This window comes from Desulfolutivibrio sp. (assembly GCF_036584575.1).
Classification (GTDB): domain Bacteria; phylum Desulfobacterota; class Desulfovibrionia; order Desulfovibrionales; family Desulfovibrionaceae; genus Desulfolutivibrio.
This window is the reverse complement of record NZ_JAZHDB010000037.1, coordinates 64,584-90,520: the sequence shown is the minus strand read 5'-3', so window position 1 is coordinate 90,520 and position 25,937 is coordinate 64,584. Positions and strand designations below refer to the sequence as shown.

General features: G+C 60.8%; 20 protein-coding genes. 6 read left to right on the top strand and 14 right to left on the bottom strand.

Annotated features, from left to right (window positions below):
- Positions 1-136 precede the first annotated feature (136 nt).
- Positions 137-1,453 (top strand): phosphoribosyltransferase-like protein, encoded by a 1,317-nt coding sequence (locus V3572_RS03040; protein WP_332109498.1) that lies wholly within the window; start codon positions 137-139, stop codon positions 1,451-1,453.
- Between the two features lie 176 nt (positions 1,454-1,629).
- Positions 1,630-2,808: a reverse transcriptase family protein gene (locus tag V3572_RS03035; RefSeq protein WP_332109497.1), complete on the top strand. Its 1,179-nt coding sequence runs from the start codon at positions 1,630-1,632 to the stop codon at positions 2,806-2,808.
- A gap of 183 nt (positions 2,809-2,991) precedes the next feature.
- Here V3572_RS03035 and V3572_RS03030 read toward each other — a convergent pair whose 3' ends face one another.
- The 3 genes from V3572_RS03030 to V3572_RS03020 form a co-directional block, all read right to left on the bottom strand.
- Positions 2,992-4,182 carry a GNAT family N-acetyltransferase gene (locus V3572_RS03030; RefSeq protein ID WP_332109496.1) on the bottom strand — a complete coding sequence of 397 codons (1,191 nt, stop codon included), beginning with the start codon at positions 4,180-4,182 and terminating at the stop codon, positions 2,992-2,994.
- Positions 4,179-4,910 carry a methyltransferase domain containing protein gene (locus V3572_RS03025; protein ID WP_332109495.1) on the bottom strand — a complete coding sequence of 244 codons (732 nt, stop codon included), beginning with the start codon at positions 4,908-4,910 and terminating at the stop codon, positions 4,179-4,181. Before V3572_RS03025 ends, V3572_RS03030 begins: the two co-directional genes overlap by 4 nt.
- A 64-nt stretch (positions 4,911-4,974) precedes the next feature.
- Positions 4,975-5,328 carry an STAS domain-containing protein gene (locus V3572_RS03020; protein ID WP_332109494.1) on the bottom strand — a complete coding sequence of 118 codons (354 nt, stop codon included), beginning with the start codon at positions 5,326-5,328 and terminating at the stop codon, positions 4,975-4,977.
- Positions 5,329-5,566: 238 nt separating this feature from the next.
- Between V3572_RS03020 and V3572_RS03015 the strand changes: the two genes are divergently transcribed.
- Complete coding sequence (locus V3572_RS03015) at positions 5,567-6,334, top strand: hypothetical protein (protein ID WP_332109493.1); 768 nt, start codon at positions 5,567-5,569, stop codon at positions 6,332-6,334.
- 134 nt (positions 6,335-6,468) lie between these two features.
- Here V3572_RS03015 and V3572_RS03010 read toward each other — a convergent pair whose 3' ends face one another.
- Positions 6,469-7,533, bottom strand: coding sequence for a GGDEF domain-containing protein (locus V3572_RS03010; RefSeq protein WP_332109492.1), 1,065 nt, complete (start codon positions 7,531-7,533; stop codon positions 6,469-6,471).
- Between the two features lie 118 nt (positions 7,534-7,651).
- On the bottom strand, positions 7,652-8,143 hold the full coding sequence (locus V3572_RS03005; RefSeq protein ID WP_332109491.1) for a Crp/Fnr family transcriptional regulator: 492 nt from the start codon (positions 8,141-8,143) through the stop codon (positions 7,652-7,654).
- 278 nt (positions 8,144-8,421) lie between these two features.
- Between V3572_RS03005 and V3572_RS03000 the strand changes: the two genes are divergently transcribed.
- Positions 8,422-11,055 carry a PEP/pyruvate-binding domain-containing protein gene (locus V3572_RS03000; protein ID WP_332109490.1) on the top strand — a complete coding sequence of 878 codons (2,634 nt, stop codon included), beginning with the start codon at positions 8,422-8,424 and terminating at the stop codon, positions 11,053-11,055.
- A gap of 84 nt (positions 11,056-11,139) precedes the next feature.
- On the opposite strand, the gene V3572_RS02995 is transcribed toward V3572_RS03000, so the two are convergent.
- From V3572_RS02995 to V3572_RS02955, 9 genes are all read right to left on the bottom strand, one after another.
- Entirely contained in the window at positions 11,140-11,550 is a 411-nt protein-coding gene (locus tag V3572_RS02995; RefSeq protein ID WP_332109489.1) for a response regulator, read from the bottom strand.
- Positions 11,551-11,675: 125 nt separating this feature from the next.
- Positions 11,676-12,545, bottom strand: a complete 870-nt coding sequence (locus V3572_RS02990; protein WP_332109488.1) for a hypothetical protein — start codon at positions 12,543-12,545, stop codon at positions 11,676-11,678.
- A 263-nt stretch (positions 12,546-12,808) separates the two neighbouring features.
- Positions 12,809-14,224 (bottom strand): NADH-quinone oxidoreductase subunit N, encoded by a 1,416-nt coding sequence (locus V3572_RS02985; RefSeq protein ID WP_332109487.1) that lies wholly within the window; start codon positions 14,222-14,224, stop codon positions 12,809-12,811.
- Complete coding sequence (locus V3572_RS02980) at positions 14,221-15,801, bottom strand: complex I subunit 4 family protein (RefSeq protein ID WP_332109486.1); 1,581 nt, start codon at positions 15,799-15,801, stop codon at positions 14,221-14,223. The genes V3572_RS02985 and V3572_RS02980 overlap by 4 nt, the downstream gene beginning before the upstream one ends.
- Before the next feature lie 25 nt (positions 15,802-15,826).
- Positions 15,827-17,620: a Na(+)/H(+) antiporter subunit D gene (locus V3572_RS02975; protein ID WP_332109485.1), complete on the bottom strand. Its 1,794-nt coding sequence runs from the start codon at positions 17,618-17,620 to the stop codon at positions 15,827-15,829.
- A complete protein-coding gene (locus tag V3572_RS02970; protein ID WP_332109484.1) occupies positions 17,613-17,873 on the bottom strand; it encodes a hypothetical protein in 261 nt (86 codons plus the stop codon). Before V3572_RS02970 ends, V3572_RS02975 begins: the two co-directional genes overlap by 8 nt.
- Positions 17,874-17,959: 86 nt before the next feature.
- A complete protein-coding gene (locus V3572_RS02965; RefSeq protein ID WP_332109483.1) occupies positions 17,960-19,453 on the bottom strand; it encodes a monovalent cation/H+ antiporter subunit D family protein in 1,494 nt (497 codons plus the stop codon).
- Positions 19,454-19,456: 3 nt separating this feature from the next.
- Positions 19,457-19,765: an NADH-quinone oxidoreductase subunit NuoK gene (gene nuoK / locus V3572_RS02960; RefSeq protein WP_163300347.1), complete on the bottom strand. Its 309-nt coding sequence runs from the start codon at positions 19,763-19,765 to the stop codon at positions 19,457-19,459.
- Positions 19,762-20,277 carry an NADH-quinone oxidoreductase subunit J family protein gene (locus tag V3572_RS02955; protein ID WP_332109482.1) on the bottom strand — a complete coding sequence of 172 codons (516 nt, stop codon included), beginning with the start codon at positions 20,275-20,277 and terminating at the stop codon, positions 19,762-19,764. The genes nuoK and V3572_RS02955 overlap by 4 nt, the downstream gene beginning before the upstream one ends.
- Positions 20,278-21,370: 1,093 nt before the next feature.
- Here V3572_RS02955 and V3572_RS02950 point away from each other — a divergent pair.
- Both V3572_RS02950 and V3572_RS02945 read left to right on the top strand, forming a co-directional pair.
- Positions 21,371-23,728: a lytic transglycosylase domain-containing protein gene (locus V3572_RS02950; RefSeq protein ID WP_332109481.1), complete on the top strand. Its 2,358-nt coding sequence runs from the start codon at positions 21,371-21,373 to the stop codon at positions 23,726-23,728.
- An 852-nt stretch (positions 23,729-24,580) separates the two neighbouring features.
- The gene (locus V3572_RS02945) at positions 24,581-25,888 is read left to right on the top strand and encodes an acetyl-CoA hydrolase/transferase family protein (protein ID WP_332109480.1); all 1,308 of its coding nucleotides are present in this window, start codon (positions 24,581-24,583) and stop codon (positions 25,886-25,888) included.
- The last annotated feature ends 49 nt before the right edge of the window (positions 25,889-25,937 follow it).

The window sequence follows — 25,937 nt, the reverse complement described above, 5'->3', positions numbered from 1 at the left end:
GGCCTTTCGCCCCTCCCCGAACCCCTCCCCGCCCGGGGGAGGAACTATTTTACAACACAGATGGTTCATCACGGAAATCCTGGATAAGCGGATCTGATTTCGAGGAGGAAGTTGGTGTCGTCACGGAAGCTTAGCCATGCACCTGACCGCCGTGGTCTTGTTTTTCATTCATGCTGCTGCGTTGAAGGGGCTAGTCATAAGTACTATCAGCATGTTATTTTTTTTCATGGCGAACCTGTCGAAAACTGACCTTGGCCGTAACTGGCTAAATTCGTTCACCGATTTTGAAGAACGAAAAGTTGCGGCCGCATTGATTGATGCGATTCTTCTTGTTAGCCGTGATGAATTGGTCCGTTCCATACGAGACCAAATCGAAACGATTCTTAACGATAGGAGTGACACCGCTCGTCCGATTGCATTATTCGCTGAACGTGAAGTACAGAAAATTTCAGGGGTGCCCCAGCCGTTTTTTCCTGGCACAGAAAGTGGCAGAGCTACGGGTGTAGGAGTTGCAGCTATTGGGGCTAGGCCAAGTGATAAGGAGGTTGGTAGCGAGGGTATTATTGCCAATATAATAACAGAATTTGCACGTATGCAAAAGAAAAACGTCTTATCTCATCCAGGCCCAGAAGAAATGCGAAGTCGTAGGATTTCGTCAATCGTTATTGTCGCAGATTTTATTGGCTCTGGGAAACGCATGTTTGAAATGCTCGAATCTTTCCGCAGGGTAAGGACACTGCGAAGCTGGAAGTCATATAAAATTATTGATTTTAAAGTTGTATCCTATTCAGCATCTAAAATTGGACTGAACACGGTTTGTTCCAGTAAGCTAAAACCTGACGTTTACAATATCGTAGGATGTCCTACAATATATAATACATTTTTTGGAAAAAAACTTGAAGAAATAAAAAAAATATGTAGAAAATATTCTAAGAAATATACAAATCCATTTGGATTTTTAAATGTGGGAGCTTTAATTGCATTCGCGCATGGAATTCCAAACAATGCTCCTCAGATTCTCCATAGCACGAGAAGTGGTTGGACACCTCTTTTTCGTGGGCGAGGTACAGCTATGATAGAGTTTAGCTTTCCTTCAGAAGCTATCGAGACAGTAGCTGAAAGAGCCTCGCGATTGTTGCCTATGTTTAATGCTAACTGCTTTCTTGTCAATCATGTGGGGAGCCAGTGGATCAAGACTATGGTAGTACTTGCCGCAATTGAGGGTGGCGCTCGAAGTGCGTCAGATATTTCAGCTTGTACTGGATTACACTTGTCTTGTGTGGATGAAATCCTAAATAATACACAGATTGCTCACTGGACGGATGACCGAAATGTCCTTACCACACTTGGGAAACAGGAACTCGCTAGTTTGCGGCGTCGCCGTCGACGCGCTCCTATACTTCCCAAACTGGAATCAAAGAATTATTATCCAACGCAGCTGAGGGCTCGGTGAGAGCGTTTAGGAATGCGTCGCGAAAGCGACGACGGGTTCTCCGGGAACCTGGGGCGCTGGATTTCCGGCGTTCGTTAAGCGGAGCAGTATCTTCGCGCTGCGCGGTGCAGCAAGCCAAGCCTGGCGTTGTCTTGGGCTTGCCTCGCTGCTCCACCCACCATAGTGGGTCGAAGTAAATGTCTCTTCCGAGCTCTCAGCAATATCGCTCTCAAGGTCGGCGCGAAGGTGTCGACGAGACGACCCTCAACCGTGCTGTGGAAACGATTGAGAGGATTCGTCGTACTGACCCACGCCTAACGCCAGTCCTGACTCTTCGCCACCTCAGTTATCTTGCCGAGACACCGTATGGTTATTTGCGACATATAGTTTCCCGAAATAGTGTCCAATATCGTCATGTACGTTTAAAAAAACATTTGCCAGGGCGGAAAAGTCACAGAATCATCAGCATTCCATCTGCGAACCTTATGAATCTTCAACGTTGGATAGCTCAACGAATACTGAAATATATTGAGCCGTCCTCGGCCAGTTTTGCTTACCATCCCGGAAGTAGCCCTGTGATGGCAGCGGAGGAACACTGCGGGTGTTCATGGCTCATGAAGGTTGATATACAAGATTTTTTTCATAGCATTGCCGAAGGTAGAGTTTCGAAAATATTCTTTAGTGCTGGATATCCAAGGCTTTTGTCGTTCGAGCTTGCGCGCATTTGCACAATGCAATATGGATCTCGTAAATTCGAAATTGAGCGAAATGGTCGTTGGACGAAAATACCGCACTATTGGAACGTGCAGGAAGGTGTTCTGCCTCAAGGTGCTCCTACGAGCCCGATGCTTTCTAATCTTGTTGTGCGTCATTTAGATAATCGATTGATAGATATATCTAAATCGCACGGGGTTAAGTTTTCACGTTACTCTGATGATCTTGCATTCTCATGCAAAGAAAAGAAGTCAGCTAAATTCACAAATAGTTTTAAAAGAATAGTCTTGTCTGAAATATCACGGGAAGGGTTTCGTCATAATCATAGAAAAACAGTAGTCCGAGGTTCTGGTGATAGAAGGATTGTCCTTGGAATGCTGGTTGACGGCGCCACGCCACGTCTACCACGTGAATTTAAAGACTTAATTCGGTTACACCTTTATTATCTATCTTCAAAAAAATTCGGCCCTGCTAACCACGCGACACATCTCAAGATTTCGATTTCTACACTATATCATAGGCTACTGGGCTTGATCGGCTGGGCTACTAGGGTAGAGCCAGAGTATGGTGCAAACTGTCTAAATGAATTCAAGAAGATTAAATGGCCACCGATTCGGCCGGGTTATTCTCTCATCGTAAATGAAGAATTTTTTTCATCTTGAACTCCCAATACGACAACCTGCCCAGCCGAAAATCCTGTTCGTCTGATCCGGTTCACGGTGCCCACTTTTTGGTGTGGCCTCCAACGTGTCGATATTTTTGAGGATCAACGATGTAATAACTCACGTTTCTGAAATTCTACATAATCCAAAAAAGTTTCCCCCCTGGCTGCCGCAGGCCTCGCTCTAGGGCGCGGCCCCGGGGCCGCGCTTAAAGGGCAGCAGGGCGTTTAATTCGTTGATGTAGTCCTGTTCCAGGGAATTGATCTCCGGCAGGTTTCCCAGAAAGACATGCTCGAAGCGCGGATCGCGGAAGCGGTGCAGGCTGACCGTGGGGATGGACACGAATCCCCGGCGGGCCTTGTGTTCGCCGCCCATGCCCGGGTCGTAGAGCCGGATGCCCTGTTCGATGGCCCAGGCGATGGGGGTGTAGTAGCACAGTTCGAAATGTAGATAGTCCACATGGCGCGTCGCCCCCCAATAGCGGCCGTTTAAGCGGTCGCCCTTGCGGATGAGCATGGCCATGGCCATGGGGTCGGGATTCTCGTCCTGGTAGGCGACCACGAAGGCCACCCGGTTTCGGGGCAGCCCGGGCAGGGCGTCGAAGAATTCCTCGGTCAGGTAGCGACAGCCGTAGTCCCCGAACTTGTCGTTGGTGGCCGCATAGAAGCGGTGCATGTCGGCAAAAAGCCGCTCCGGGATGTCCGGGGCTGCGTACAGCCGGACCTGGATGCCCTGGTCGCGCAGGCGGCGGCGTTCCCGTTTGACGTTTTTGCGGGCCAGGCTGCCGAAGCGGGCCAGATAGTCGTCCAGGCTTCGATAGCCGGGATTGTCCCAGATGTAGCCCTGGTGCATCCAGGAATTCATCCCCAGGTCGCGCAGGATGGCGGCGAAACGGGGATCGACGAAAAGAAACGAGATGCCCGAGAGGGCGTTGGCGGCGCAGAGCTTTTCCAGGGCTTCCATGATGACCAGGCACAGGCGGCGTTCATCCTGGTCCGGGGCCATGAGGAAGCGGTATCCCGTGGCCGGGGTGAACGGCGAGGCCCCCAGGAGCTTGGGGTAGTAGGGGATGCCCATGCGCCGGGACACCTCGGCCCACAGGTGGTCGAAGACGAATTCCCCTTCGCCGTGGCCCTTGACGTACAGGGGGGCGCAGGCCACCAGACGCTCGCCGTCGCGAACCAGGACATGCACGGGATACCAGCCCGTGCGCATGGAGACGCTGCCCGAGGACTCCAGCAGGTTCAGCCACTCCCATTCCAGAAAGGGCGTCGCCGCTGGCAGGGCCAGGGCGTTCCATTCGTCCCGGTCGATATCGGCCATGGCCTTGCGGAAGGACACGGCGTAGGTGGTGCGGGTTTCGGGCGTGCTCATGGCGCGCCGCGTGCGGCAGGAGCGGTTTGCAAGGCGGGGCTGACGGCCGGGCAGGATGGCGTTTGCGGGATGCCGCGCGGCGGTTTGCAAAAGATGGTGGTGCGCCAGACGCCGTTTTCAAAGTCCCGGCGTCGCCAGTCCGCAAAGGCCTCAAAGATCGGGGCGTATTTTTCCCACTCGCTGTTGTCGAGAACCAGGAATCCCCCGGGCGCGATCTTCTCCATGGCGTTTATGGCGCATTCCACCCTGGCCCGCCCGTCCACCAGCACCACATCGAAATGTTCGTCGGGGTAGGCCAGGATGTGGTCGAAATAGTCGGCAAATTCGGGTCGGCGCGGCGTCATCCCGAGTTTCCTCCAGATCGGCGGCCTCATGTCCGGGCATGCCCTGGCTTCCCCGGGGGGGGCGTAGGCCAGGGTCACGTTGGCGATCTCGAACCGTTGCAACAGGGCCGCCACCTTGCGCCGCCATTTTTCGTTGTGCTCCACGGTGACCAGGGAGTCCATGAGGCGGGAAAAATAGAGGGTGCTGCGGCCTGCGCCGAATTCCAGTCCGCGCATATGCGGCGTGAGGTGGACGCGCAGAAACCGCACCGCCCCGGCGTTGATCCAGGGATAGGCCGGGTCCAGGAGAAGCCGCACCCGGGTGGGCAGATAGAGAACGGCCCGGAAGAGCCGCCGCAGACGTTGCCCTGGTGTCGTGGCGCGGGGGGTGTAGCGAATGAGCAAGGGCGGTGTCCCATGTGCGTCGTGCCGGGCCGCCGCGCCGGGGGCGACGTGCGGCGACGCCTCGTCAGGAGCTTTTCACATCCGAAAGGCCGACCACGGCCTCGTCCGTGTTGCCGTAGAGGGCGAAAACCTTGCGCAGATCGGTGATCTTCAGGATGTTTTCCAGGCGCTCGCCGATGTCGCACAGGGCCATGGACCCTTTTTCCTTCATGAGCCGGTTGCGCAGGGTGATCAGCGTCCCGATGCCGCAACTGTCGAGGAAGCTTACGCCCGTGAAGCTGATGACCAGCTTTTTCGGGCCGTCGTCCAGAGCCGGATTGATGTGGCGCAAGGCGTCGTTGCACACGGTATAGTCGAATTTCTCGGGGAGGTTGCCGACCACGAGGACGCCGTTCTGTTCGGTGATGGAGAGTTTCATGTCGGATATGGCTCTTTGTCTTTTGGGTGCGATGAGCAAAGGTAGCATGCCGCCTCGGGACAGGCAAGCCGGTGCGCCTGGAGTGTGTCGAGAGCACATGATATGACCGAATGAGGCAGCGCATGATCTGATCGAGGCCGCCTTTTCTCCGAACGCCGCGACGTCGGCTTGCCATCCCCGGGCTTCCCCCGTAAAATCGAATTGGTGGGGAAGCTGCAACCAGTGTGGAGCTGCCGTTATGAGCGCCGATCTGCAAGGCGATCTGCACGCCGAGATCATGACCGAGATGGCGGAGAATTTCTTCGGCCGTCGCCGCAACCTGGAGGACCGGCTGGACCAGTTCTATCGTCTGGTGGTCCGGGTGCGCCGGGTGGGCATGGATACCCTGGTCAAATGGCACACGCTTTTTCGGCTGCTTTTATGCGACGAGGAGGCCAAAAGCCTGTTGACGTCCCTTGGGGCGGTTCCCGCCGATATCCTGTGGTATTGCAAAAACGTCAGCGAACTGCGCCCCTTGCGACGTCCCCTGGCCCTGACCGGTCTGGGACGGTATAAAAAGACCGTTGCCGGACTGTACGAGATGGTTCGTCAGGCCGCCGCCGACTACAATCACGGAACCTTCACCCCCGATCCCCTGGACATTCGCAAGAAGCGGGCCATTCCTGGCTATGAGCAGGTCCGGGAGATGTGCGAGGCGGTCAACCTCGAGATCAAGGCGGTCAACGACGGCCAGTCGCCGCTGTGCGTGTTGTCGTTCGCCAAGGGGCTGGACCCCGAGTGCGTGCAGCGTGAGAACATCGCCGGGGCCATTCTGGGGGACGCCCAGAAGCTCGACCGGGATCTGGCCTTCGTGCCCATCTCCTTTGACGATCTGGGCCTGCCGCACATCCCGGACCTGCCGCCCCTTTCCGAGGTCAAAGGCAGGCTCGACGCCCTGTGCGCGACGCTCTACGACACCCGCAAGGCCGAGGTGGCGGCCCTGCTCGATCAGGTGTGGGCGGCCTGACGGGCGCCGTACAATCGGGCAAGGCCGGGGCGTCGTCGTGTCATATTGAAAGGATGGCGCAGGGCGTTGCCCGCGTGATCCGCTACGGTGTCCGCTCGCGGCGGCGCGCCAGGATCAGACGGCGTGCCCGACGTCTACGCCTTCCTCCCCCCGCCATCCATGACCCAGGACGGATCGTACAGGCAAACCCGGTTGCGTCCCTGGTTTTTGGCTTGATACAGAGCCCTGTCCGCCGCCTCCACGAGGTGGGCCAGATCGGCGGCCATGCCGCAATCCTGAAGTAGTTCCGCCACGCCGATGCTCACCTCGATCTTGATGCCGGCCGTGATCATCTGCCCGGCGAGATCCCGGATCACGAAGTGGTAGCGGCCGATCTTGCCCCGGATGATCTCGGCCAGATCTCCGGCCTGCGTCTTGGAAAAGCCGGACAGGATCACGGCGAATTCCTCTCCGCCATATCGGGTCGGGAGGATGTTTTGCCCCGCCTCGTGTTCCTCGGTAAGGCCTTTGAGCAGCGACCCTACGGTGGCCAGGGCCTGGTCGCCGATGCGGTGGCCGTGTTCGTCGTTGAATTGTTTGAAGTGGTCGATGTCGATCATCAGCAGGCCCAGGGGTTCGCGCAGCCTGCCCGCCGTCTCCATGGCCTCGACGGCGGCTTGGTCGAAGGCCCGGCGGTTGCCGATGCCGGTCAGGGGATCGGTGAGGCTTAATTCCTGCAGGATGTCCACATCCTTTTCCATGTCCGCGACCATGTCGTGGAAACCCTTGCGGATGTCGGACAAAACCTCGTCGAGCTCCTTGCCGCTTTCCACGGCCTGAACCGTGGCCGCCTCCAGATCCTCCACGTCGCCGCGACGCCGTCCCATGATCTGGTACATCTCGCCCACCAGCTTGGCCGCTTCCTTGAGGCTGGCCGCTACCTTGCGCCGCCAGGGGTCGTGCAGGATGTGCTCGTTTTGGCGCACGACCTCACTGAACTTGGTTTCGGAAAAATCTTTTTCCCGCAGCACGCTGACCACGAGTTTCTGGATGAGTTCTTTTTGCTCGGCGTCGAGAAAGTCGTAGTCCTTGATGCTGCGCATGTAGAGAATCAGGCCGCGCCACTTGGATTCCCGGGGCACGCCCAGACGATCCAGCGTGCCGCACAGGTTTTCCGAGCAAAACGACGGCAGCCGGGAGGATGGTGAGTCGTTGTTCATCCGTGTGCTCCCTGGAGACAGGCATCCGCTCATCCTTGTTCTGGCGGCCGGAGCGCGGAATGATACGCGCAGCCTGGCCGAAGGCCGACAAGACGGGCCGGTTTATGGATCGGCTGCGTCACAGCGGCGCGCACACCAGTCGGCCCGTTGTTTGGCGCAACCGGCGGCTTAAAAGCCGCGCGATCTTCATGAGCATTTTTATCCCGACTTCGGGGTGGTCCTTGAGAATGGCACGAAACTGCTCTTTGGGGAGAACCAGGAGCGTCACGTCCCCCTTGGCCCGGGCCGTGGCCGAGCGCGGTTCCCCGTCCACGAAGGCCATCTCCCCCAGGTGGGTGCGGGGATGCAGGGTAATGACGACCGACTCGGTGGCGTCGCCGCTTTCCTTGACGATATCCACCATGCCGGACACGATAAAGGCCATGAAATCCTGCCTATCCCCTTCTCGAAAGACGTTTTCCCGGTCGGAAAAGGTCGCCAGGTGCAGGTGGGAGGCGATGATGTCCACCTCCTCGCGAGAAAAATCCTCGCCCCACTTGGTGCCGTCGAAAAGATCCGCCAGTTGTGCCGTGCTTGGGCCCGGCTCTTTTTGAGGTGCGCGTGTTCGCATGATGGACGCTCGTTTCCGCCTTGAGGGCCGTGAATTCGGGTTGCCGGTCCTGGGTATTTCCGTGTTCTGTACCCTATCCTCGCCGCCCGCCGGAGGCAAGCCGCAACCCGCCGCAAAGGGGCAGGCCGCCCGGCTGGCCGAATTGGCGACATGCGCGGCGTTGCATTGTTTGTCCCGGAAAGGTACAAAGTCAAGGCGGCCTGTCAGCCCGGATCACGGCACGGCCACGGCGCGCCGTCGGGGCGACAACCGTGCTGGGCTGCGATGCGGAGGGGCGGGTGTTCCAAAAGATCAAGACCCTTTTTCGGGGCCTTCTGACCAAGCCGGAGGCCGATACGGCCTCGGGACTTTCCGATGAGGACATCCAGGCCGAGTTCAAGAAGCGGTACCACCACTTCAAGCTCCTGCTGACGGCCAACAAGAAGGCCTTGGAGGTCATGTCCCAGATGGAGCAGGCCCTGCACGGGGGCTCCGTCTTCGGCATGTCCTTTATCCGTTCCCACTCCACAGCCGTTTCGGTCAACGTCTATAAGATCATTGAGCATTTAAACAACATCGCCCCGGAGAAGTACGCCGCGCTGTATCCCCGCATGAAAGACATACAGCGGCAGGTGGCCGCCGTCCTGGACAACATAGCCCCGCCGCCGGCCATGGAACTGACCCTGCCCCTGTCCTGCATCAACCGGGACATGGCCGACCAGGTGGGCGGCAAGATGGCCGGAATCGGCGAGATCATGAGCCGCACCGGGCTTCCCGTGCCGCCGGGATTCGTCATCACCACCCTGGCCTACCGTCGCCTCATCGAGCACAACGATCTGCGTGACGAAATCAACCGCCTCCTGCAATCCGCCGGTCCCGACGACCAGGAAAACCTCCTGGCCTTAAGTTCCCGCATCCGCAACCTGATCGCCATGGCCGAGGTTCCGGGCGATGTGGCCGGGGCCATCCATGCCGCCTATGCCGCGCTGTGCGCCGAGGCCGGGGAGGGCGCCTGCGTCTCCCTGCGCAGCAGCGCCCTGGGCGAGGACGCGGCCGGGCAGACCTTTGCCGGGCAGTTCGCCACCAAGCTCAATGTGGCCGCCGATGACCTGCTGGAGTCCTATAAAGAGGTGGTGGCCAGCAAATACAGCCCCCAGGCCATGACCTACCGTTTGAACCGGGGCATCCCGGATGAGGACATCGCCATGTGCGTGGGCTGTATGGCCATGGTCCGGGCTGCGGCCGGGGGGGTCATCTATTCACGCAATCCCCTGGATATCCGAGATGATTCCATTTTCGTCCATTCCTCCTGGGGCCTGCCCAAGACCGTGGTGGACGGTTCCGTGGCCTGCGACGAGTTCGTGGTGTCCCGGGAAGGCGGGCTGGCCTTGTCCGACCGGCGCATCCGGAGCAAGGACCGGGTGTTCGTGTGCCATGAGGGCGAGGGCGTGTGCGTCATGGAGACGCTTCTGGAGAAGCGCGACCAGCCCAGCCTCGACGACGGCACGGCCTTGCGCTTGGCCGAGGCGGCCGTGACCCTGGAGGAGATGTACGGCTCTCCCGTGGATATCGAATGGGCCGTGGACGCCCAGGGACGGCTCTATTTCCTGCAATGCCGCCACCTGACCCAGATGGAGGTCCAGGGCGGCGGGCCAGCTGCGAAACGCACGACCCAGGGTGTGATCATCGGCGGCGGGGCCACGGCCAGCCCGGGAGTTGCCTGTGGTCCGGTTTTCGTGGTGCGTCGGGAGGCGGATCTGTTGCAGTTTCCGTCCGGGGCGGTGCTGGTCAGCCTGGAGGCCCCGCCGCGCTGGGCCTCGGTCATCAACAAAACAGCGGCCATCGTCACCGAGAAGGGCGGCTCGGCCGGGCATTTGGCCAACGTGGCCCGGGAATTCCAGGTTCCGGCGATCATGGCCGTGCCCGGGGCCTTGGCGGCGCTGCAAAACGGCATGGAGGTCACGGTGGATGCCGACGGCCTGGCCGTGTACCGGGGCCGGGTGGAGGAGGTTTTGGCCCACGCCCGTCCGCGCAAGGCCCCCGAGGGCCAAACCCCCATGCACGCCATCCTGCGCCGGGTCATGGACCACATCACGCCGCTGCATCTTTTGGATCCCAACGACGCCATGGTTTTTCGGCCGGATAAATGCCGCACGCTGCATGACATCACCCGGTTTTGCCACGAGAAATCCGTCACCGAGATGTTCCATTTCGGCCAGGATTTCCATTTCGCCAAACGCGCGGCCAAGCAGCTCCGGTACAAAAAAACGGCCATGAAATGGTGGTTCATCAACCTCGACGACGGGTTCGCCCATGACATCCCGGGCCGGTTTGTGACCCTGGAGGAGATTTCCTCCATCCCGGTGCATGCCCTGTGGACCGGTTTTTTGGCCATCCCCTGGCAGGGACCGCCGCCGGTCGACGCCAAGGGCTTCATGTCCATCCTGGTGCGGGCGGCCTCCAACCCGAACCTTGAGGAGTCGGGCCAGTCGGCCTTTAGTGAGCGAAATTTTTTCATGATCTCAAGACATTACATGTGTCTGAGTTCCCGCTTCGGATTCCATTTCTGTACGGTGGAGGCCCTGGTGGACAACCGGCCCCAGGAAAACTACGTCAGCTTCCAGTTCAAGGGCGGCGCGGCCGAGTTCATGCGCCGCCGCCTGCGGGCCGAGTTCGTGGCGGGTATACTCGAGGATCACGGATTTCTCATCGACATCAATGAGGATTCGGTGTTCGCCCGGCGCAGCGGCGGCACGCCCGAGGAGATGGACGAGGCCCTGCGCATTGTGGGCTATCTGCTCATGCATACCCGGCAATTGGATATGATCATGCACAACCGGCCGCTGGTGGAGACCTACCGCAGGCGCATCGACGGGGAGATTGCCAGGGTTTTGGCCGAACTCACCAGCCCCGTTCCCGATCCCGGCGCATAAGTCTTCTTTGCCCAACATCTGCAAAAAAAACCCGGGATGGCCCGGGCGTGCTTTTTTTTGTTGAGACTGGACAAGGGGAGGGTTTCAGATCTCTTCGGCCGTGACCAGTCCCAGGCGACGCAGTTCGGAGAGGACGGATTTTTCATCCACAGGCTTTTGCAGAAACGACGTGGCCTCGCCAAGATACATGGCGTTATGGGTGTCCTCGGCATCCTCAAGGACCGAGGTGATGATCACCCGGGCCTGACTGGCCTTGTCCACGCCAAAATCGCGCTCGATTTCCCGAATCTCCCGCAAGGCCTTGGGCCCGTCAATGACCGGCATGAGCAGATCCATGAACACGATGGAAAAGGGACGCTTTTCCTCAAGGGCTTTCTGGAATGTCATGACCGCCTCTTCGCCGTTTACGGCCACGTCGCAAAAGGCATACGGATGCATGATGTATTCCAAAAAACTCCTGCTATAGAAATCGTCATCGACGATGAGCGCCCGCATAGCGGCCTCCCCGTGGAGGTTGCAGGGAAATTCAAGAAAGACAACATGTTGAACAGACCCCTTCCTACAGCCCAAAAAGCGTTTCTGTCAAGCAGGCAAAGGTCGAATTTCACGATGCGCTCAGGTCATCTGGGTTCGACGCCAAGCAGGATGGTCGCCAGGCGACCCGAGCAGTGGCATTGGGATTCATGGCGGCGGTGGTATTCCAGCCGGGTCCGCAGGCAGGCCAATTCCCCGTTCTCAAAGACAGCCCACACGTCGCCATACCCCAGGCAGACGAAATCTTCATCCGGGGCGCCCTGAATGGACGTCCCTGGTTCTCCGAGCAGCCCCAGCACCTCGGCCTGGGACATCCCCAGGCGCAATTGCCGCTCGGCGAACCGCGCCGTATCCTGCATTTCGCGCCGGATCTTCCCCGCCTGCTCCTGCGCCGGATCGCCTGCGGATCGTCTGGCGGCCTCCGCCTCGGCCCTGGCCGCCCGGTACTGGGCCACGGCGGCGGCCCGGACGTCCTCGTTTGCGGCATAAAAGGGGAGTTTTTGGGCAAGATTGGCCAGGTCAGCCACTCCCCGGCCGGTCAGGCGCACGGTCAGACCATTCGGGCCGGGCTCGATCTCTTCCCGGTCAGCCTCCACCCGCAACACCCCGAGGGTGTAGGCCGCAATCTCCTCATCCGTCAGGGACAGTCCCAAGTTCCCGGCTGCGGCGGCCACCCGCTCGGACATCTTGGCCACAAGGCGGGTACGGGCCTTCAAGAGGCATTGCCGACGGGCATCGGCCTCGGCGACACCGGGGGCAAAGACGCAGGTCAGGCCGACGGTAGCGAACAGATCCTCCCGGGCAGCAGAGCGCAGTGCGGGCGAGGCGCCGTTTCCGGTCGACGATGCCGCCGTGTCCAAGTCCGGCAACTGGGCATGGGCCAAAGGCAGCGCGTCCCAGAGGGTCGAAATTCCGCCAAGGGCAAGACTCAGGGTGAGAAAGAGGATAACAGGCATGGGGATTCCGTTGTTTTTATGACGGTATGAAGTACAAAATAAAAATGCAAGATTGATTCCACGTCCGTTTCGCGCGTAGCGTGGGCAAAACAAGGAGCAACATATGGCCCTGAAGTTGACGCTTGTCCAATAGCGGGGGTCAAGATCCGTGCTTTCATTCACGACTGGCGCCGGGGACATATTTTGGACGCGGATAAAAAAAACGCGCCCTTTCTGGCCGGTCAGGCCAAAAAGGGCGCGTAAGGAACGCGGGGTGGCGGGGGCTAGGGCAAAAGCGCCTTGCCCGCCGTAAACGCCAAGTCATAGATGGGGGCGGGAAGCACGCCAAGCAGCAGCACGCAGGCTGCCAGGATGCCGCCCATGGCCACCTGCCCGGTGGAAATGGTCGTGACCGGGGCGGCGGCGTCAAGTTCCTCGGTGTAGGCGTGGCGCACCAGGTTTAGATAATAGTAGATTGCGATGGCCGTGTTCAGAACAGCCACGATGACCAGCCAGTTGTAGCCATGGTCCCAGGCCGAGGCCAAAAGGAACAGCTTACCGGCGAACCCGGCGGTGGGCGGCAGACCCACCAGGGCGAAGGCCGAAACCGCCAGGACCAGGGCCAGGCCGGGGCTTTTCTTGTACAAGCCGTTGAGGCCGTTTAAGGTCACGTTCTCGCCGTTCACGGCAATGCGGCTTATGACATAGAAGCAGGTCAGGTTCATCAGCAGATAAACTAGGGCATAGAACGTGGCGGCTGACAGTCCCGCTGCCGTGCCCGACACCAGACCCAGCATGACGTATCCGGCGTGGGAGACGCTGGAATAGCCCAAAAGCCGTTTCACATCCTTCTGCACCAGGGCCGTCAGGTTTCCGATGGTCATGGACAGGGCGGCCAGGAGGGCCAGGATGTTGGTCACCTCCATCCCCGGGGAGAGGACCGAAGACAGCCGCACCAAGACCACCACGGCGCCCAGCTTGGGCACCGTGGCCACATAGGCCGCCGTCTCGTTGCTGGTTCCCTCGTAGACGTCCGGGCACCAGAAGTGGAAGGGAAAAAGCGCCAGCTTGTAGAAGAATCCGGCCAAAAACAGGGTCAGCCCCACCACGGCCATGGGATTGTCGGCCATGCTCCAGGACTTGTCCATAAGCCCCTGGATGTAGGTGGTGTGCTGGGAGGCCATGATGAAGGACAGGCCGTAAAGGGCCACGGCCGTGACCACCGCGCCGAAGAGGATGTACTTGATGGCCGCTTCGGAGGCGCGCCGGTCGTTGCCGCGCAGGGGGATCAGCGCATACAGGCTGTAGGAGGACAGCTCCAGGGCCAGGTACAGGGTGATGAGCTCAGCGGCCGAGGCCAGGAGCATGAGCCCCCAGGCGGACAGGCCGAGCATCATGAAATAGTCGGTGCGCTTCTGGGTCTCCAGGGTGGGCTGGTTCTGAGCGTTGATCACGGTCACGCAGAACCCCAGGCTGATGGCCACCTTGAAGAATTGGGACAGGGCGTCCACCCGATACACGTCTTCAAAGAGCAACCCCTGCGCGCCGAGCTTGGAGGCGGCCACGGCCACGCCGATGATCGCCACCACAGGGAGCCAGCGGGGGCCCGTGTCATTGCGCCCCCGGACCACGCTTTGCACGAAAAGCGCGACCACCACCAAAAGCTGGAACAGTTCGGGCATTACGAGATCGAAGTTCACAGGCGCTCCTTTCCGGGAAGGGACACTGAGGAGTCCGCGCCGTCAGCGACACGGGCGGCCGGTTCAAGCTGCATGCACTCGGCCAGCGGCATATCCTTGTGAAAGCCGAGGGTCTGGTTCTTTTGCTCGATAGTGGTCAGCACGGTCGTAATCGACGGGCTGATCATGCGCAGGGCCGGACCAGGGGCGAAGCCGATGTAAAAGACCAAAAAGGCCATGGGCATCAGGTAGATCCATTCCCGGCCGTTTAGGTCGCCCCATTTCTTCTTGTAGGAGGAAGGATCGCCCCAGGCCACCTTCTGCATCAGCCGCAGCATGTAGGCGGCGGCCAGCATGGCCCCGGGGATGGCCAGGAAACCGGCCCAGGTGTTGACCTCGAAGGTTCCGGCCAGGACCAGCACCTCGCCCACGAAGCTGTTGGTGCCGGGAAAGGCCAAAGACGACAGGGAGAAAAGACCCCAGAAGAACATGAAGGCGGGCATGTATTTGCCAAGCCCCTGGTTGTCCGTGATCTCCCGGCTGTGGCTGCGTTCGTAGATGAGCCCGATGAGCATGAACAGCGCCCCGGTGGTGATGCCGTGGTTGAGCATCTGGAGGATGGCCCCCTCCACTCCGCGCTGAGTGAGCACGAAGATGCCCAGGGTGACAAAACCCATATGGGCCACGGAGGAATAAGCCACCAGTTTCTTGATGTCCTTCTGTCCCAGGGCGATGAGGCCGCCGTAGAGGATGGAGGCGATGGAAACGGCGATCATCATGGGCGCGAAGTACACGCTGGCGGCCGGAGCCAGGGGCAGGCACAGCCGCAAAAAGCCGTAGGTGCCCATTTTCAGGAGCACGGCGGCCAGGATGACGGAACCGGCGCTGGGGGCCTGGACGTGCGCCGCCGGGAGCCAAGTGTGCAGCGGGAACATGGGCACCTTTACGGCGAACGCCAGGGCCATGGCCAAAAATGTCCAGAACTGAAACTCGAAAGAGAAGGTCTTGGAGGTCAGGACCGTGATGTCGAAGGTGCCGCCCACGGTGCGAAAGGCCACGATGGCCGCCAAAAGCAGGGTGGAGCCGGCCAGGGTGTACAAAAAGAACTTGATGGAGGCGTATTTTCTTTCAGGCCCGCCCCACACCGCGATAAGCAGGTACATGGGGACCAGCATGGCCTCCCAGAAGACGTAGAAGAGCACGAAGTCCAGGGCCGAGAACACCCCGACGCAGGCTGCCGTCATCAGCAGCAGACAGAAATGGAACTCCTTGATCCGTTTGCCGATGTAGGTCCAGGAGCATAGCACGCACAGCGGCAAGAGCACGGCCGTGAGCATGATCATAAACAGGCTCAGGCCGTCCACCGCCAGGTGATAGGTGATGTCCCAGGCCGGAATCCAGGCCACGGTCTCCTCGAATTGATAGCCTCCGTTTGGAACGTAGCCGAAAAGCGGCAGCGCCAAGAGGCATTCGAGGATGCCCACCACCAGGGTGAACCCCCGGACGAAACCGTCCTGCCGGATGAAAAAGAGCGCCACCGACGCCGCAAGGGGCAGGAAGATGAGGCTCGAAATCACCGGATATCCCGCGTCCGTCATGAATCGCTCCCGTCGTTTGGTCCGTCTACCACAAAGCCCACACCAGCGCGAAAATCGCCAGCCCCAGGGCCGCCACGCCAGTCAGGTAGTCCTGAAGGCGGCCGGTTTGCAGCTTGCCGGTCACCCCGCCGAAGTTACGCACGCCGCTCGCCGAACCGTCCAGCACACCGTCGATGCCCTTGGTGTCGAAGAAGATGGTGGCCTTGGCCGATTCCAAGAGCCCCCGAAGCCCAACCTTCTCATAGACGTCGTTCCAAAGCCCGTCCAAAAAGGCCAGGGGCACGCTCACCAGCCCATAGAAAAGCCTGCCGACGATCCGGTAGAGCACGTCGAAGTCCAGGTTGCGCCCGGGCTTGGGATGCAGGATGTTGCGCATGTAGTAGAACCCCAGCCCCGTGAACCCGAGGAGCAGCGAGGACTGAAGCACGTGCCAGGGGGTGTAGGGCACGTAGTCCGTGGGGTAGGGCAGAAGCGAATACAGGGCTTGCGGGAAAAGACCCGTGAAAAGACACAGGAAGGCGGAGATGCCCATGCCCAGATACATGTTCCAGGGAATGGGTTTTAAGGGCATGTCGTTTTTGGGCTTGGACCAGAAGGCGAAGTAGGGAAGCTTGATGCCCACGGAAAGGAACGTTCCCACGGCCGCGATCTCCATCCCCAAGGCCAACCAGGTGTGATGGGCCTCGGCCGCGCCGGTGATGGTCATGGTTTTGGACACGAAGCCGTTGAAAAGGGGCATGCCCGAGATGCTCACCGCGCCGACCATGTAGCAGATCATGACCAGGGGCAGCCGCGAGGCCAGTCCCCCGAGATCGGACAGTTTGGCCGAACCGGCGGAATACAGCAGGCAGCCCGCGCCCATGAACAAAAGTCCCTTGTAAAGGATGTGGGCGTAGGCGTGGGCGCAGGCCCCGTCGATGGTCATGGCCGTTCCGATGCCGATGCCCGCCACCATGTACCCCACCTGGGAGACGATGTGATAGGACAGGATGCGTCGGGCGTTGTTCTCGATGGTTGCGTAGAAGACCCCCCACAGGCACATGACCACGCCCATGATGGCCAGGATCTCGAACCCGGCGTAGGCCCGGGCCAGGACGTAGACGGCCGTCTTGGTGGTGAACGCGCTCATGAACACCGCGCCCGTGACCGAGGATTCGGGATAGGCGTCGGGCAGCCAGGCATGCAGGGGCACCACGGCGGCGTTGACCGCGAACCCGGCCAGGATCAGCCAGTCGTAGAAGCGCGCGGCGTCCGGCGACACCGGCATGAAGTCGAAGCTTCCCGTGGCTTGGTGGCGCATAAGCAGGCCGCCCAGAAGCAGAAGCCCGCCCAGGATGTGGAACAGAAAGTAGCGCAAACCCGCAGCGGTGGCCCGGTTGTTGGCGCCGAACCACACCAGGCAGGTGGAGGCCACGCTCATGAGTTCCCAGAAGATGAAAAGCGTCAGGTAGTCCCCGGCGAACACGCATCCGAAGGCCCCGGCGATGTACAGGGAGGCCGCGATGTGCTGGCGGCGCTCGGGAAGGTGCAGGGCGTAGAGCATGCCGATCAGCGACTGGATGGCGAACACGTGGGCGAACACCAGGGACAGGGAGTCGATGCGCCCGAACTTGAGGTTGACGCCCAGGTAGCGAATGGGCTCGATCATCCTCGGGCCGTCCGGTCCCAGGGTCAGCGACACCACCGAGGCGATGGCCACCACGGGCGGCAGGAGCAGAAGCCAGCGCCAGGCCGCGTGGTTTTCGGCCTTAAGCCACGGCAGGACCAGGGCCAGGGCCACAAAGGCCAGGCTTGGGTGCACGAAGCTGACATCAGTCATAGGATTCCTCGGTGCGGTGGATGAAGGGGAAGATGATCTTTTTCAGGACAAAGGACATGACCACGGCGAAAATCAGGCCGAAGGCGGCCCAAAAGCCGGGGATCTCCTCGCCGGGGAAGTGCGGGTGGTGGCTGACGATGAACAGGTTGAGCACCACCAGGGCCGCAAGCGCCACATACATGAGCCGCCTAAAACTTGCGGATGCCGCCTGGGCCCTCTCCAGCAGCCGTCCCAGGGTTTCGCTTTCTTTCATGTCCCACTCCCCGCTTCGACGTTTACGTTTCCTGTCCCGAAAATTCAGGGTCGCGCGCCACTCGCCGTCTTATGCATCCAGTCCGATCAGAAGTGGCCAAACGCCCTGGCGAACTGCAAAAAGGTCTCGGGGAAAAGCCCCAGGAAGACCGAGATTCCGGCTGTCAGACACAGCGGCACCACCATGACCATGGGCGCTTCCTTGTAATGCGTAAGATCGACGCCCTCAGCGGGTTTGCGCAAAAAGGCCCGGATGATGACCGGCGTAAAGTAGGAGGCGTTTAGGATGGTGCTGGCCAGAAGGGTGACCAGCAGCCCCAGCCTGCCGATCTCCAGCGCGCCGTTGGCCATGTACCATTTGCTGACGAAGCCGCACACCGGGGGCACGCCGATCATGGACAGGGCGGCCACGGAAAAGGCCCCGAAGGTCCAGGGCATGCGTCGGCCCATGCCGCCCATGAGGCTGATTTTTTTAGTGTGCGTCACCACATAGATGGCGCCGGCCGCGAAAAACAGGGTGATCTTGGAGAAGGCGTGGTGGGCGATGTGCATGAGCCCGCCCTGGACGGCCAGGGGGGTGAGCATGGCCACGCCGATGATCACGTAGGAGAGCTGGCTGACCGTGGAATAAGCCAGCCGGGCCTTGAGGTCGTCCTTGGTCAGGGCGATGATGGAGGCGGCCAGGATGGTGAAGGCGGCCAGGTAGGCGGTGACCAACCCGATGCCCAGGGAATCGAGAAGGTTGACGCCAAAGGCCGAGAGCATCACCCGGGCCACGGAGAACACGCCCGCCTTGACCACGGCCACCGCGTGCAAGAGGGCCGAGACCGGCGTGGGCGCGACCATGGCCGAGGGCAGCCAGTTGTGCAGGGGCATGATGGCCGCCTTGGCCAGCCCGAACAGGAACAGGAAGTAGGTGACCGAAACCATGAGCGGATCGGCGTCCTTGGGGAACATGCCGTTTTGGATGTCGGTCAGGTTGAAATCCAGGGTGCCGCAGATGACGTAGGTCAGGATCATGGCCGGCAGCAGGAAGAGCTTGGAGGAGCCCATGAGGTAGACGATGTACTTGCGGGCCCCATTGTAGCCGTCGGTATCCTGGTGATGGGCCACCAGGGGATAGGTGAACACGGTGATGATTTCGTAGAACAGGTAGAGGGTGAAGATGTTGGCCGAGGTGGCCACGCCCAGGGCGCCGAAGATGGCCACGGCGAAACAGAAATAATAGCGGGTCTGGGCGTGCTCCTTGAGGCTTCGCATGTAGCCGACGTTGTAGCTGGTGGCGAAGATCCACAAAAACGAGGACACGATGGCGAAAATCATCGCCAATCCGTCGGCGCAGAACCGCAGGGATATCCCGGGCAGGATCTCGGCCACGGTGTAAGTGCGGATCACCCCGGACAGGGCGTCGGGGATAAGCAGGAGCACCGACAGAAAGGTCAGGCCGCCGGCGACGAAGGACACGCCCTCGCGCATGTTTTCATTTTTGCGCGCCAGCCAGATGCCAAACGGCGCAAGAAACGTGATGATGAGGGGCACAAGGAGCAGGGCGCTTTCCGTGAATTCCGGTCGGGCTGTCATGTCTTATCCCTTAAGTTCGGAAACGGTGTCGCAGCGGGCGTTGCCAAAGCGACGGGCAACAACCAGGACAATGGCCAAAACCAGGGTGGCCTCGGCAGCGGCCAACCCCATGACGAAAAGCGTGCCCAATTGGCCGAGGACGCCGTCCATGGGGGTGAGCTGGGCGGAGGCGACCATGGACATTCCCGCGCCGTTTAACATCAGCTCCACGCCGATAAGCATGCCGATCAGGGTTTTGCGGGAGACCACGCCGTACAGGCCGATGCCCAGAAGAAGGGCTGCCACAAGTTGATACCAGCTCAGCGGACTCATCTGGGTTTCCTCCGTTCGAAGGCCACGAGCACGGCCCCGGCCATGGCCGCCAAAAGGACCACGGAAATGAGTTCAAAGGCCAGGGTGTACGGGCCAAGGAGCCCTTGCCCCAGAGCCTCGGGACCGATGTGCTTGGGCAGGGGCAGGCTGTCCACGGGGACGAGCACGGCGGTCAGGGCCACGACCCCCACGGGGACCACGAAGACTAGGCCCGAGCGGGCGTATTCCCACAGGCTGGCCGGGGCGGCCTCGTCGCCGTCCGGAGAGGCCTGGGCCAGCATGATGGCGAAAAAGATGAGCACGCTGACCGCGCCCACGTAGATGAGGATCTGCATGAGGGCCACCAGGGCGGCGTCCATAAGCAGATACATTCCGGCCACGCCGAAAAGGGCCGTGACCAGGCCGACCATAGCCCGGATGAGGCTTGGGGAGCTGACCGCCAGGGCCCCTCCGGCCAGGATGACCGCCGCGTAAAAACCGAAGGCCAGCCGTGCGAGAAGTTCCATGTTCATGACATGACGCCTTGTGCCGTGGGTTTTGCCGCTCCCGAGGCGGGACGGCGCGGTGTGTGGGCCGAAAATGAAAGGGGGTGGAGAGGCGCCGGACTTCTGGGGGATGGAGCCACGGCGCCGAAGCTACAGTCGCTTCCGCGTCCGGCCCGGCCCCCGGCTTTTCGGGGCGCTGTGACGCCCTCGCCTTCATGCAAGTGAAGCAACCCGGCCTCCCGGCGGAAAAAGGTTATGTGCCCAAAACTGCTTTCCCGAAAATGTTCCATCTATTCGGGAACCTGATGATTAACCGGATTCTCCGTGGTTTTCCACTGAGGCGGCTTTGTGTCAAGTTTTTTCCCAAGTTTCTTTTTTCACAAGTTGCCCATACGGAAACCCTTTTGTGAGTTGCTTTGGGAAGTTACGCGCCACCGTCAACAGACCGCACTGCTTTTCGCCAAAAAGCCCTGGGAATCCGCCCTCTGTGCGCACCGCACGTTTCCGGCGGCAAGCGGCCAGGGTGTGGCGGCCCGGCAACCATGTGCGGATGCAGCGATTTTTCCCACCCCGTGGGTTACGCATCGCCATTACGCCACCTGCGCCACAATGTCGCCATTTTTTTCGACTTGGGGGAAGAATGGAAGCGCCTCACGACAGAAAGATGGGCGTCCAGCCGCCCTTATTCATGACGAAAAGTCCAGGCCAGTTGCGAAATTCCCTTTGGAGAAGGGGAACCGCATGAAAACAATGGCCTTGTGAAATAATGGACCATGCCTTCAAGGGGCGGTTGATCCATCGTCCATGGCGGGCCGCGTCCTCAAAAAACAGGGTGTTATCGGAAAAACTGATAGGAGCGTGGATGTTGTCGAGGATTTGTCGGTTCCTTTCGGTCTTTCGCGGCCATGCTGCCGTTGCTCCGGGAGCGAAAATGGCGGGCACGGATGGGAATGCCGATCCGGCCGGGGCCATGCGGGCAGGACCGTGGCGGGCGCCTCTCCAGGGCGGAACGCGCCGCCGTTTGCGGCGACCGGTCAGTTGAACGGGCGGGCGCTTTGTTTTCAAACGCTTCCAGGCTAACGTGCGGGGCATAGGGGCCACGGCCCCGGGAGCGACCACCATGTCACGCACTGCACGTTTTTTCTTTGTGTTTCGCCCTGTCGCGGGTTGGATCTGCCTGGTCTGCCTGCTTACGGCGCAGGCGGCCCTGGCCCAATCGCCCGGCCTTGTCCCTGAGGCGCCGGATATGGCGGCGTCGCCTGGCGACCCGGCCGCGCCGGATATTCCGGGCGGGCCGGACATGTCGACCGGGCCGGACCCGTCCGTCGCGCCCGCTGCGCCCGCCACGGGCGTGGTCAACGGCGCTTCGGAGCAGCCCCACGCCATGCCCCCGGGCCCCTGGTCCCTGCCGGGCACGCCCGCCGCCCTGGACATGCCGCGCAGCGCCAGCCTGGCTGTGCCCCCGGATTTCCTGGCCGCCCTGCCCACCCTGACCATCGACATGGGCAAAAACGGGGCGTTTGCGCCCTTTGCCGCCTACGAGCAGGGGCTTTCCCTGCTGCGGGCCGGGCGCAACCAGGAGGCGGCCACGGCCCTGGCGACGGCTTCGGCCCATCCCCTGGCCGGATTTCTGGCCCGGGACGCGGCGCTTCTGGCCGGATACGCCCATGAGGGGGCGGGCGGCGCCGCCATCGCCCGGACCTTCTATGAAAAGTGGCTGGCCGCCGGGCCGGAAAACAGCCTGACGCCTACGGTGCTCCTGCGCCTGGGGGCCACGGCCGCCGCCATGGGGGATTTTCCGGCGGCCCGGGACGCCCTGCAGCGCCTGTGCCTGTCGCGGCCCTGGATGGTGCAGGCCAAAAGCGCCTCGGCCCTGGCCCGGGAGCTTTTCGCCGCAGGCCGAAGCGACTGGAACCCCGACGCGCCCCATGTGGCCCTGGCCCAGGCCGAGCGGGCCATCGACGCGAGGCGTCCCGACGCCGCCGTGGCCATCCTGGACCGCCTGGCATCCGTCCCCGGTGAAAAGGATGTCGCCCGTCTGGACTATCTGCGGGGCAAGGCCGACTTCGCCAAGCGTCGCACGGACGCGGCCCTGGCCCGGTTCCGGGGCGTTCGCGAGCGGTTTCCGGCCTCGCCCATCGCGCCCTGGGCGGCCTACCACGAGGCGCGGTGCCTGTGGCGCAAGACCGATCCGGAGAGCGCCCGGCGAATGGAGGCGCTGTTGCGCGGGGTGGTGGACGATCCGGCCGTGGAGGTCCGGGCTCGCGAGGTGTCGGCCCGGCATCTGATGCTGCTTTTGACCGAGCAGGGGCGGCTGGCCGAGGCCCTGACCGCCTCCGACGTGCTGGCCGGACTCGGCAGGGGCGGGGAACTGGCCGAGCAGGCCCGGGGTCTTTCCGGGGTGCTGTGCTTCGCCCTGGGCCGCATGGAGGCCGCCACCTCCCGGCTCTCGGAATTTTTGCGCGACCATCCGAATTCGGACTGGGCGCCGGGGGCGCGCTATTGGCTGGGCCGGACCCGGGGCGCCGTGGGCGACGACGCCGGGGCCGCCGCCTGCCACCTGGGCAATGCCGCCCTGTGCAAAAACACCTATTACGGCCTGCGCAGCGCCGCCCAATTGCAAGCCCTGGTGAACCCGGGCCGCGTGAATCCGGCCAGCGTGCAGCCGTTTTTGTATCCGTCCGGGACACAGGCCGCGCCGCCGCCGCCCGCCTCCCCGGACTGTCCGGGCGCGACCCCGCCCACGTCTCCCGGAGCGCGCCCTCCCGGCCTCCAGGCCATGCAGGAGCGGGTCGCCGTCCTGGACGCCTCGGGAATGCCCGAGCTGGCGGAATTGGACCTGGCCTTCCTGGCGGCGTCGGCCCCGGCGGACGCGGAGCTGGCCCTGGCCCACATCCGGCTGGCCACGCGGCTTTTCCGGCTGGGACCGGCCACGGCCACGGCCAGGCGGACCTTCGGCGACTGCCTGCTCTGCGGCGATCCGGCCCGCTTCGGCCCCCTGGCGGCGGCGCTGTATCCCCGACGGCATACGGCCGCCATCCGGGTCGCCCTGGCCGGGTCCGACGTCTCGGAGAATCTGATCCTGGGGCTCATCCGCCAGGAAAGCTTTTTCAACGCCCAGGTCGTGTCCTCGGCCGGGGCCGTGGGGCTCATGCAGCTTTTGCCCCAGACGGCGGCCAATATGGCCGCCCGGGTGGGCCTGAAGCCCTTTTCCGCAAAGATGCTCACCGATCCGGCGACCAACATCCGGCTCGGCGTGGAATATTACACCATGCGCCACGCCCAGTACGGCAACCCGGAACATACGCTGTGCAGCTACAATGCGGGAGCGGGAAAGCTGGCGGTGTGGATGCAGGGCCTTGGGAACCTGGAGCCGGACCTGTTCGTGGAGTTCATCCCCTACGAAGAAACGCGCGATTACGTGCGGAAAGTCCTTACCAACGCCATGTTCTACGAGCGATTGCCCCCGGGGGACTAGGGTTGCGTTCACACAAAAAACATTTCTGTTTATTTGTGAATAAAAAGAATAAATCAAATGTTTTATTGATTGCCAAGCCATAACGGAAATTTCCGAACGCAACACGAGGGGCGCACGCTCGTCAGCCGCTGCGCCTTCCACGTCCTTCCTGAGGCGATGCCGCGGCAGGCGTCGGGATGCCGCGTAACCTCATCGGACGCCCTTGCTTTCGATATCGATGCCGCAGCAGGCCCAGGGATGCCGCCATAGGCCGTCCTGGCCGACGCCCGGGATGATCCTGGGCCGTGCCTGCGAGAGTCGGAGGGCCCACGGATTCCCCTTCCGGGTTTCATTGCGAAAGATCAAAGCCACGCCGTTTTCGAAACGCCACTTCGCCCCTGCTCAGAGCCCCTGAGGATCTTCCTGTTTCGGCCCCCGCACCAACGCCGTTGACCAAAAAAAGTTCATGTTTTGATGTCGTCAGAGGTGCGGGCCTTGCCTGCCCGTTCTGGTTTTCTTGCAGAATCTGCGACGGATCGCCGGTCGAGGGTTGCAGTTTTGAGGCCGTTTCGAATGGCGCCCCGGTCCAGGCGGCGCAGGTGGCGTCCAGCCCGGAGCAAGACCGGGGGGTGAGGGACTAAACAGAAAGTCCTCCAGTCGGAAAGAAGTACGCAGCCCTTTTTGCAGTGCATATTCTATTAAACATAATTTCATGCATAAGAGGTGTTGTGACTTGTAAAAGATTTTTATCTTTCTTGACGAAACAGAGTATTCCAGGCATATTGTTTATATTGATATAAATATACAAGACGATTGTCGTGTAGTTTGTATTTATATTCAAGAAATGCATGGGTCATGAAGGAGGATGCTGCGATGAACATATATCTTGAAGAATATCATCGCAAGCTGACATCTCCGGAAAAGGCCGTACAGCGTATCCACAATGGGGACAATGTCGTGCATGGGGTGACCTTCGCCGAGCCTCCGGCTTTGCTGCATGCGATAGCAAAAAGGGCCCGGGCCGGGGATCTGTCGAAGGTATTCATCTATTCCTTCAATCCGCAGCAGCATGCCGCAGAATCGTATCTGGCCTTGGATATACAGGATTCCATTTTCGCCAGATCGTGGTTTCTCGGCCCCTCGGCCCGCAGGCTCGCCGCAGTGGGTCTGGTTCAGTTCATCCCCTCCTCTCTGCATCAGGTTCCGAAATTTTTGCGCGAGAACATGACGGTCGATGTCTGCGTCACAACGGTCTCGCCCATGGACAAGGCGGGATTTTTCAGTTTCGGAACGGCCAACGACCTGACCTCTACGGCGGCCTCCCTTGCGAAAACGCTCATTGTCGAGGTCAACAAAAATATGCCTCGCGTGTTCGGGAACGCCATGGCGCATATCTCCGAGGTGGACGCCGTGGTGGAAAATCATGTTCCGCTCATGCAACAGCCGCCGCCCGAGGCCAAAGAACAGGACGCCGTCATCGGGCGGCTCATATCTGAAATCGTCCCCGACAACGCCGTGTTGCAACTCGGCATCGGAACCCTTCCCAACGCCATCTGCCCGTTTCTGGAGAATCATAAAGACCTTGGCGTCCATTCGGAACTGTTCGGACCAGGCATGAAGGATCTCATCGTCAAGGGGGTCATCACCGGGCGGAAAAAGACGCTGCATCCGAGGAAGCATGTTTTTTCCGTGGCCTACGGCACTGACGACACCTTCGCCTTCATGGACGACAACCCGAGCATGGCCAGTTATCCCTCGGATTACGTCATGGACCCCAAGATCATCGCCCAAAACGACAATATGGTGTCCGTCAACTCCATCATCCAGGTGGACCTGACCGGCCAATGCAACGCGGAATACCTGTCGGGACAGATGTATAGCGGCACGGGGGGGCAGTTGGACTTTGTGCGCGGGGCATACGCGGCCAAAAACGGCAAGTCGATCTTGACGTTTTATTCCACGGCCATGAGCGGAAAAGTCTCCCGGGTCGTCCCATTTTTGGACAAAAACGCGGCGGTGTCCACGCCACGGATGGACGTGCAGTACCTGTGCACGGAATACGGACTGGTGAATTTGAAAAACAAGTCAGAGGACGAACGGGCTCTGGCCATCATCGATCTGGCGCATCCGGATTTTCGGGAGGATCTCATCCGCTGCGCCGAGGAGATGCGGATCGTCTGATACCTTCCCTCCCCGCCATGCGCGGCTGCTTTCCAGCCGTATCCTCCCT

Excerpts from the sequence above, each read along its gene's own strand:
- V3572_RS03040 (WP_332109498.1), top strand. The coding sequence starts at position 137 with ATGCACCTGACCGCCGTGGTCTTGTTTTTCATTCATGCTGCTGCGTTG.
- V3572_RS03035 (WP_332109497.1), top strand. The coding sequence starts at position 1,630 with ATGTCTCTTCCGAGCTCTCAGCAATATCGCTCTCAAGGTCGGCGCGAA.
- V3572_RS03030 (WP_332109496.1), bottom strand. The coding sequence starts at position 4,182 with ATGAGCACGCCCGAAACCCGCACCACCTACGCCGTGTCCTTCCGCAAG.
- V3572_RS03020 (WP_332109494.1), bottom strand. The coding sequence starts at position 5,328 with ATGAAACTCTCCATCACCGAACAGAACGGCGTCCTCGTGGTCGGCAAC.
- V3572_RS03015 (WP_332109493.1), top strand. The coding sequence starts at position 5,567 with ATGAGCGCCGATCTGCAAGGCGATCTGCACGCCGAGATCATGACCGAG.
- V3572_RS03010 (WP_332109492.1), bottom strand. The coding sequence starts at position 7,533 with ATGAACAACGACTCACCATCCTCCCGGCTGCCGTCGTTTTGCTCGGAA.
- V3572_RS03005 (WP_332109491.1), bottom strand. The coding sequence starts at position 8,143 with ATGCGAACACGCGCACCTCAAAAAGAGCCGGGCCCAAGCACGGCACAA.
- V3572_RS02995 (WP_332109489.1), bottom strand. The coding sequence starts at position 11,550 with ATGCGGGCGCTCATCGTCGATGACGATTTCTATAGCAGGAGTTTTTTG.
- V3572_RS02990 (WP_332109488.1), bottom strand. The coding sequence starts at position 12,545 with ATGCCTGTTATCCTCTTTCTCACCCTGAGTCTTGCCCTTGGCGGAATT.
- V3572_RS02980 (WP_332109486.1), bottom strand. The coding sequence starts at position 15,801 with ATGACGGACGCGGGATATCCGGTGATTTCGAGCCTCATCTTCCTGCCC.
- V3572_RS02975 (WP_332109485.1), bottom strand. The coding sequence starts at position 17,620 with ATGACTGATGTCAGCTTCGTGCACCCAAGCCTGGCCTTTGTGGCCCTG.
- V3572_RS02970 (WP_332109484.1), bottom strand. The coding sequence starts at position 17,873 with ATGAAAGAAAGCGAAACCCTGGGACGGCTGCTGGAGAGGGCCCAGGCG.
- V3572_RS02965 (WP_332109483.1), bottom strand. The coding sequence starts at position 19,453 with ATGACAGCCCGACCGGAATTCACGGAAAGCGCCCTGCTCCTTGTGCCC.
- nuoK (WP_163300347.1), bottom strand. The coding sequence starts at position 19,765 with ATGAGTCCGCTGAGCTGGTATCAACTTGTGGCAGCCCTTCTTCTGGGC.
- V3572_RS02955 (WP_332109482.1), bottom strand. The coding sequence starts at position 20,277 with ATGAACATGGAACTTCTCGCACGGCTGGCCTTCGGTTTTTACGCGGCG.
- V3572_RS02950 (WP_332109481.1), top strand. The coding sequence starts at position 21,371 with ATGTCACGCACTGCACGTTTTTTCTTTGTGTTTCGCCCTGTCGCGGGT.
- V3572_RS02945 (WP_332109480.1), top strand. The coding sequence starts at position 24,581 with ATGAACATATATCTTGAAGAATATCATCGCAAGCTGACATCTCCGGAA.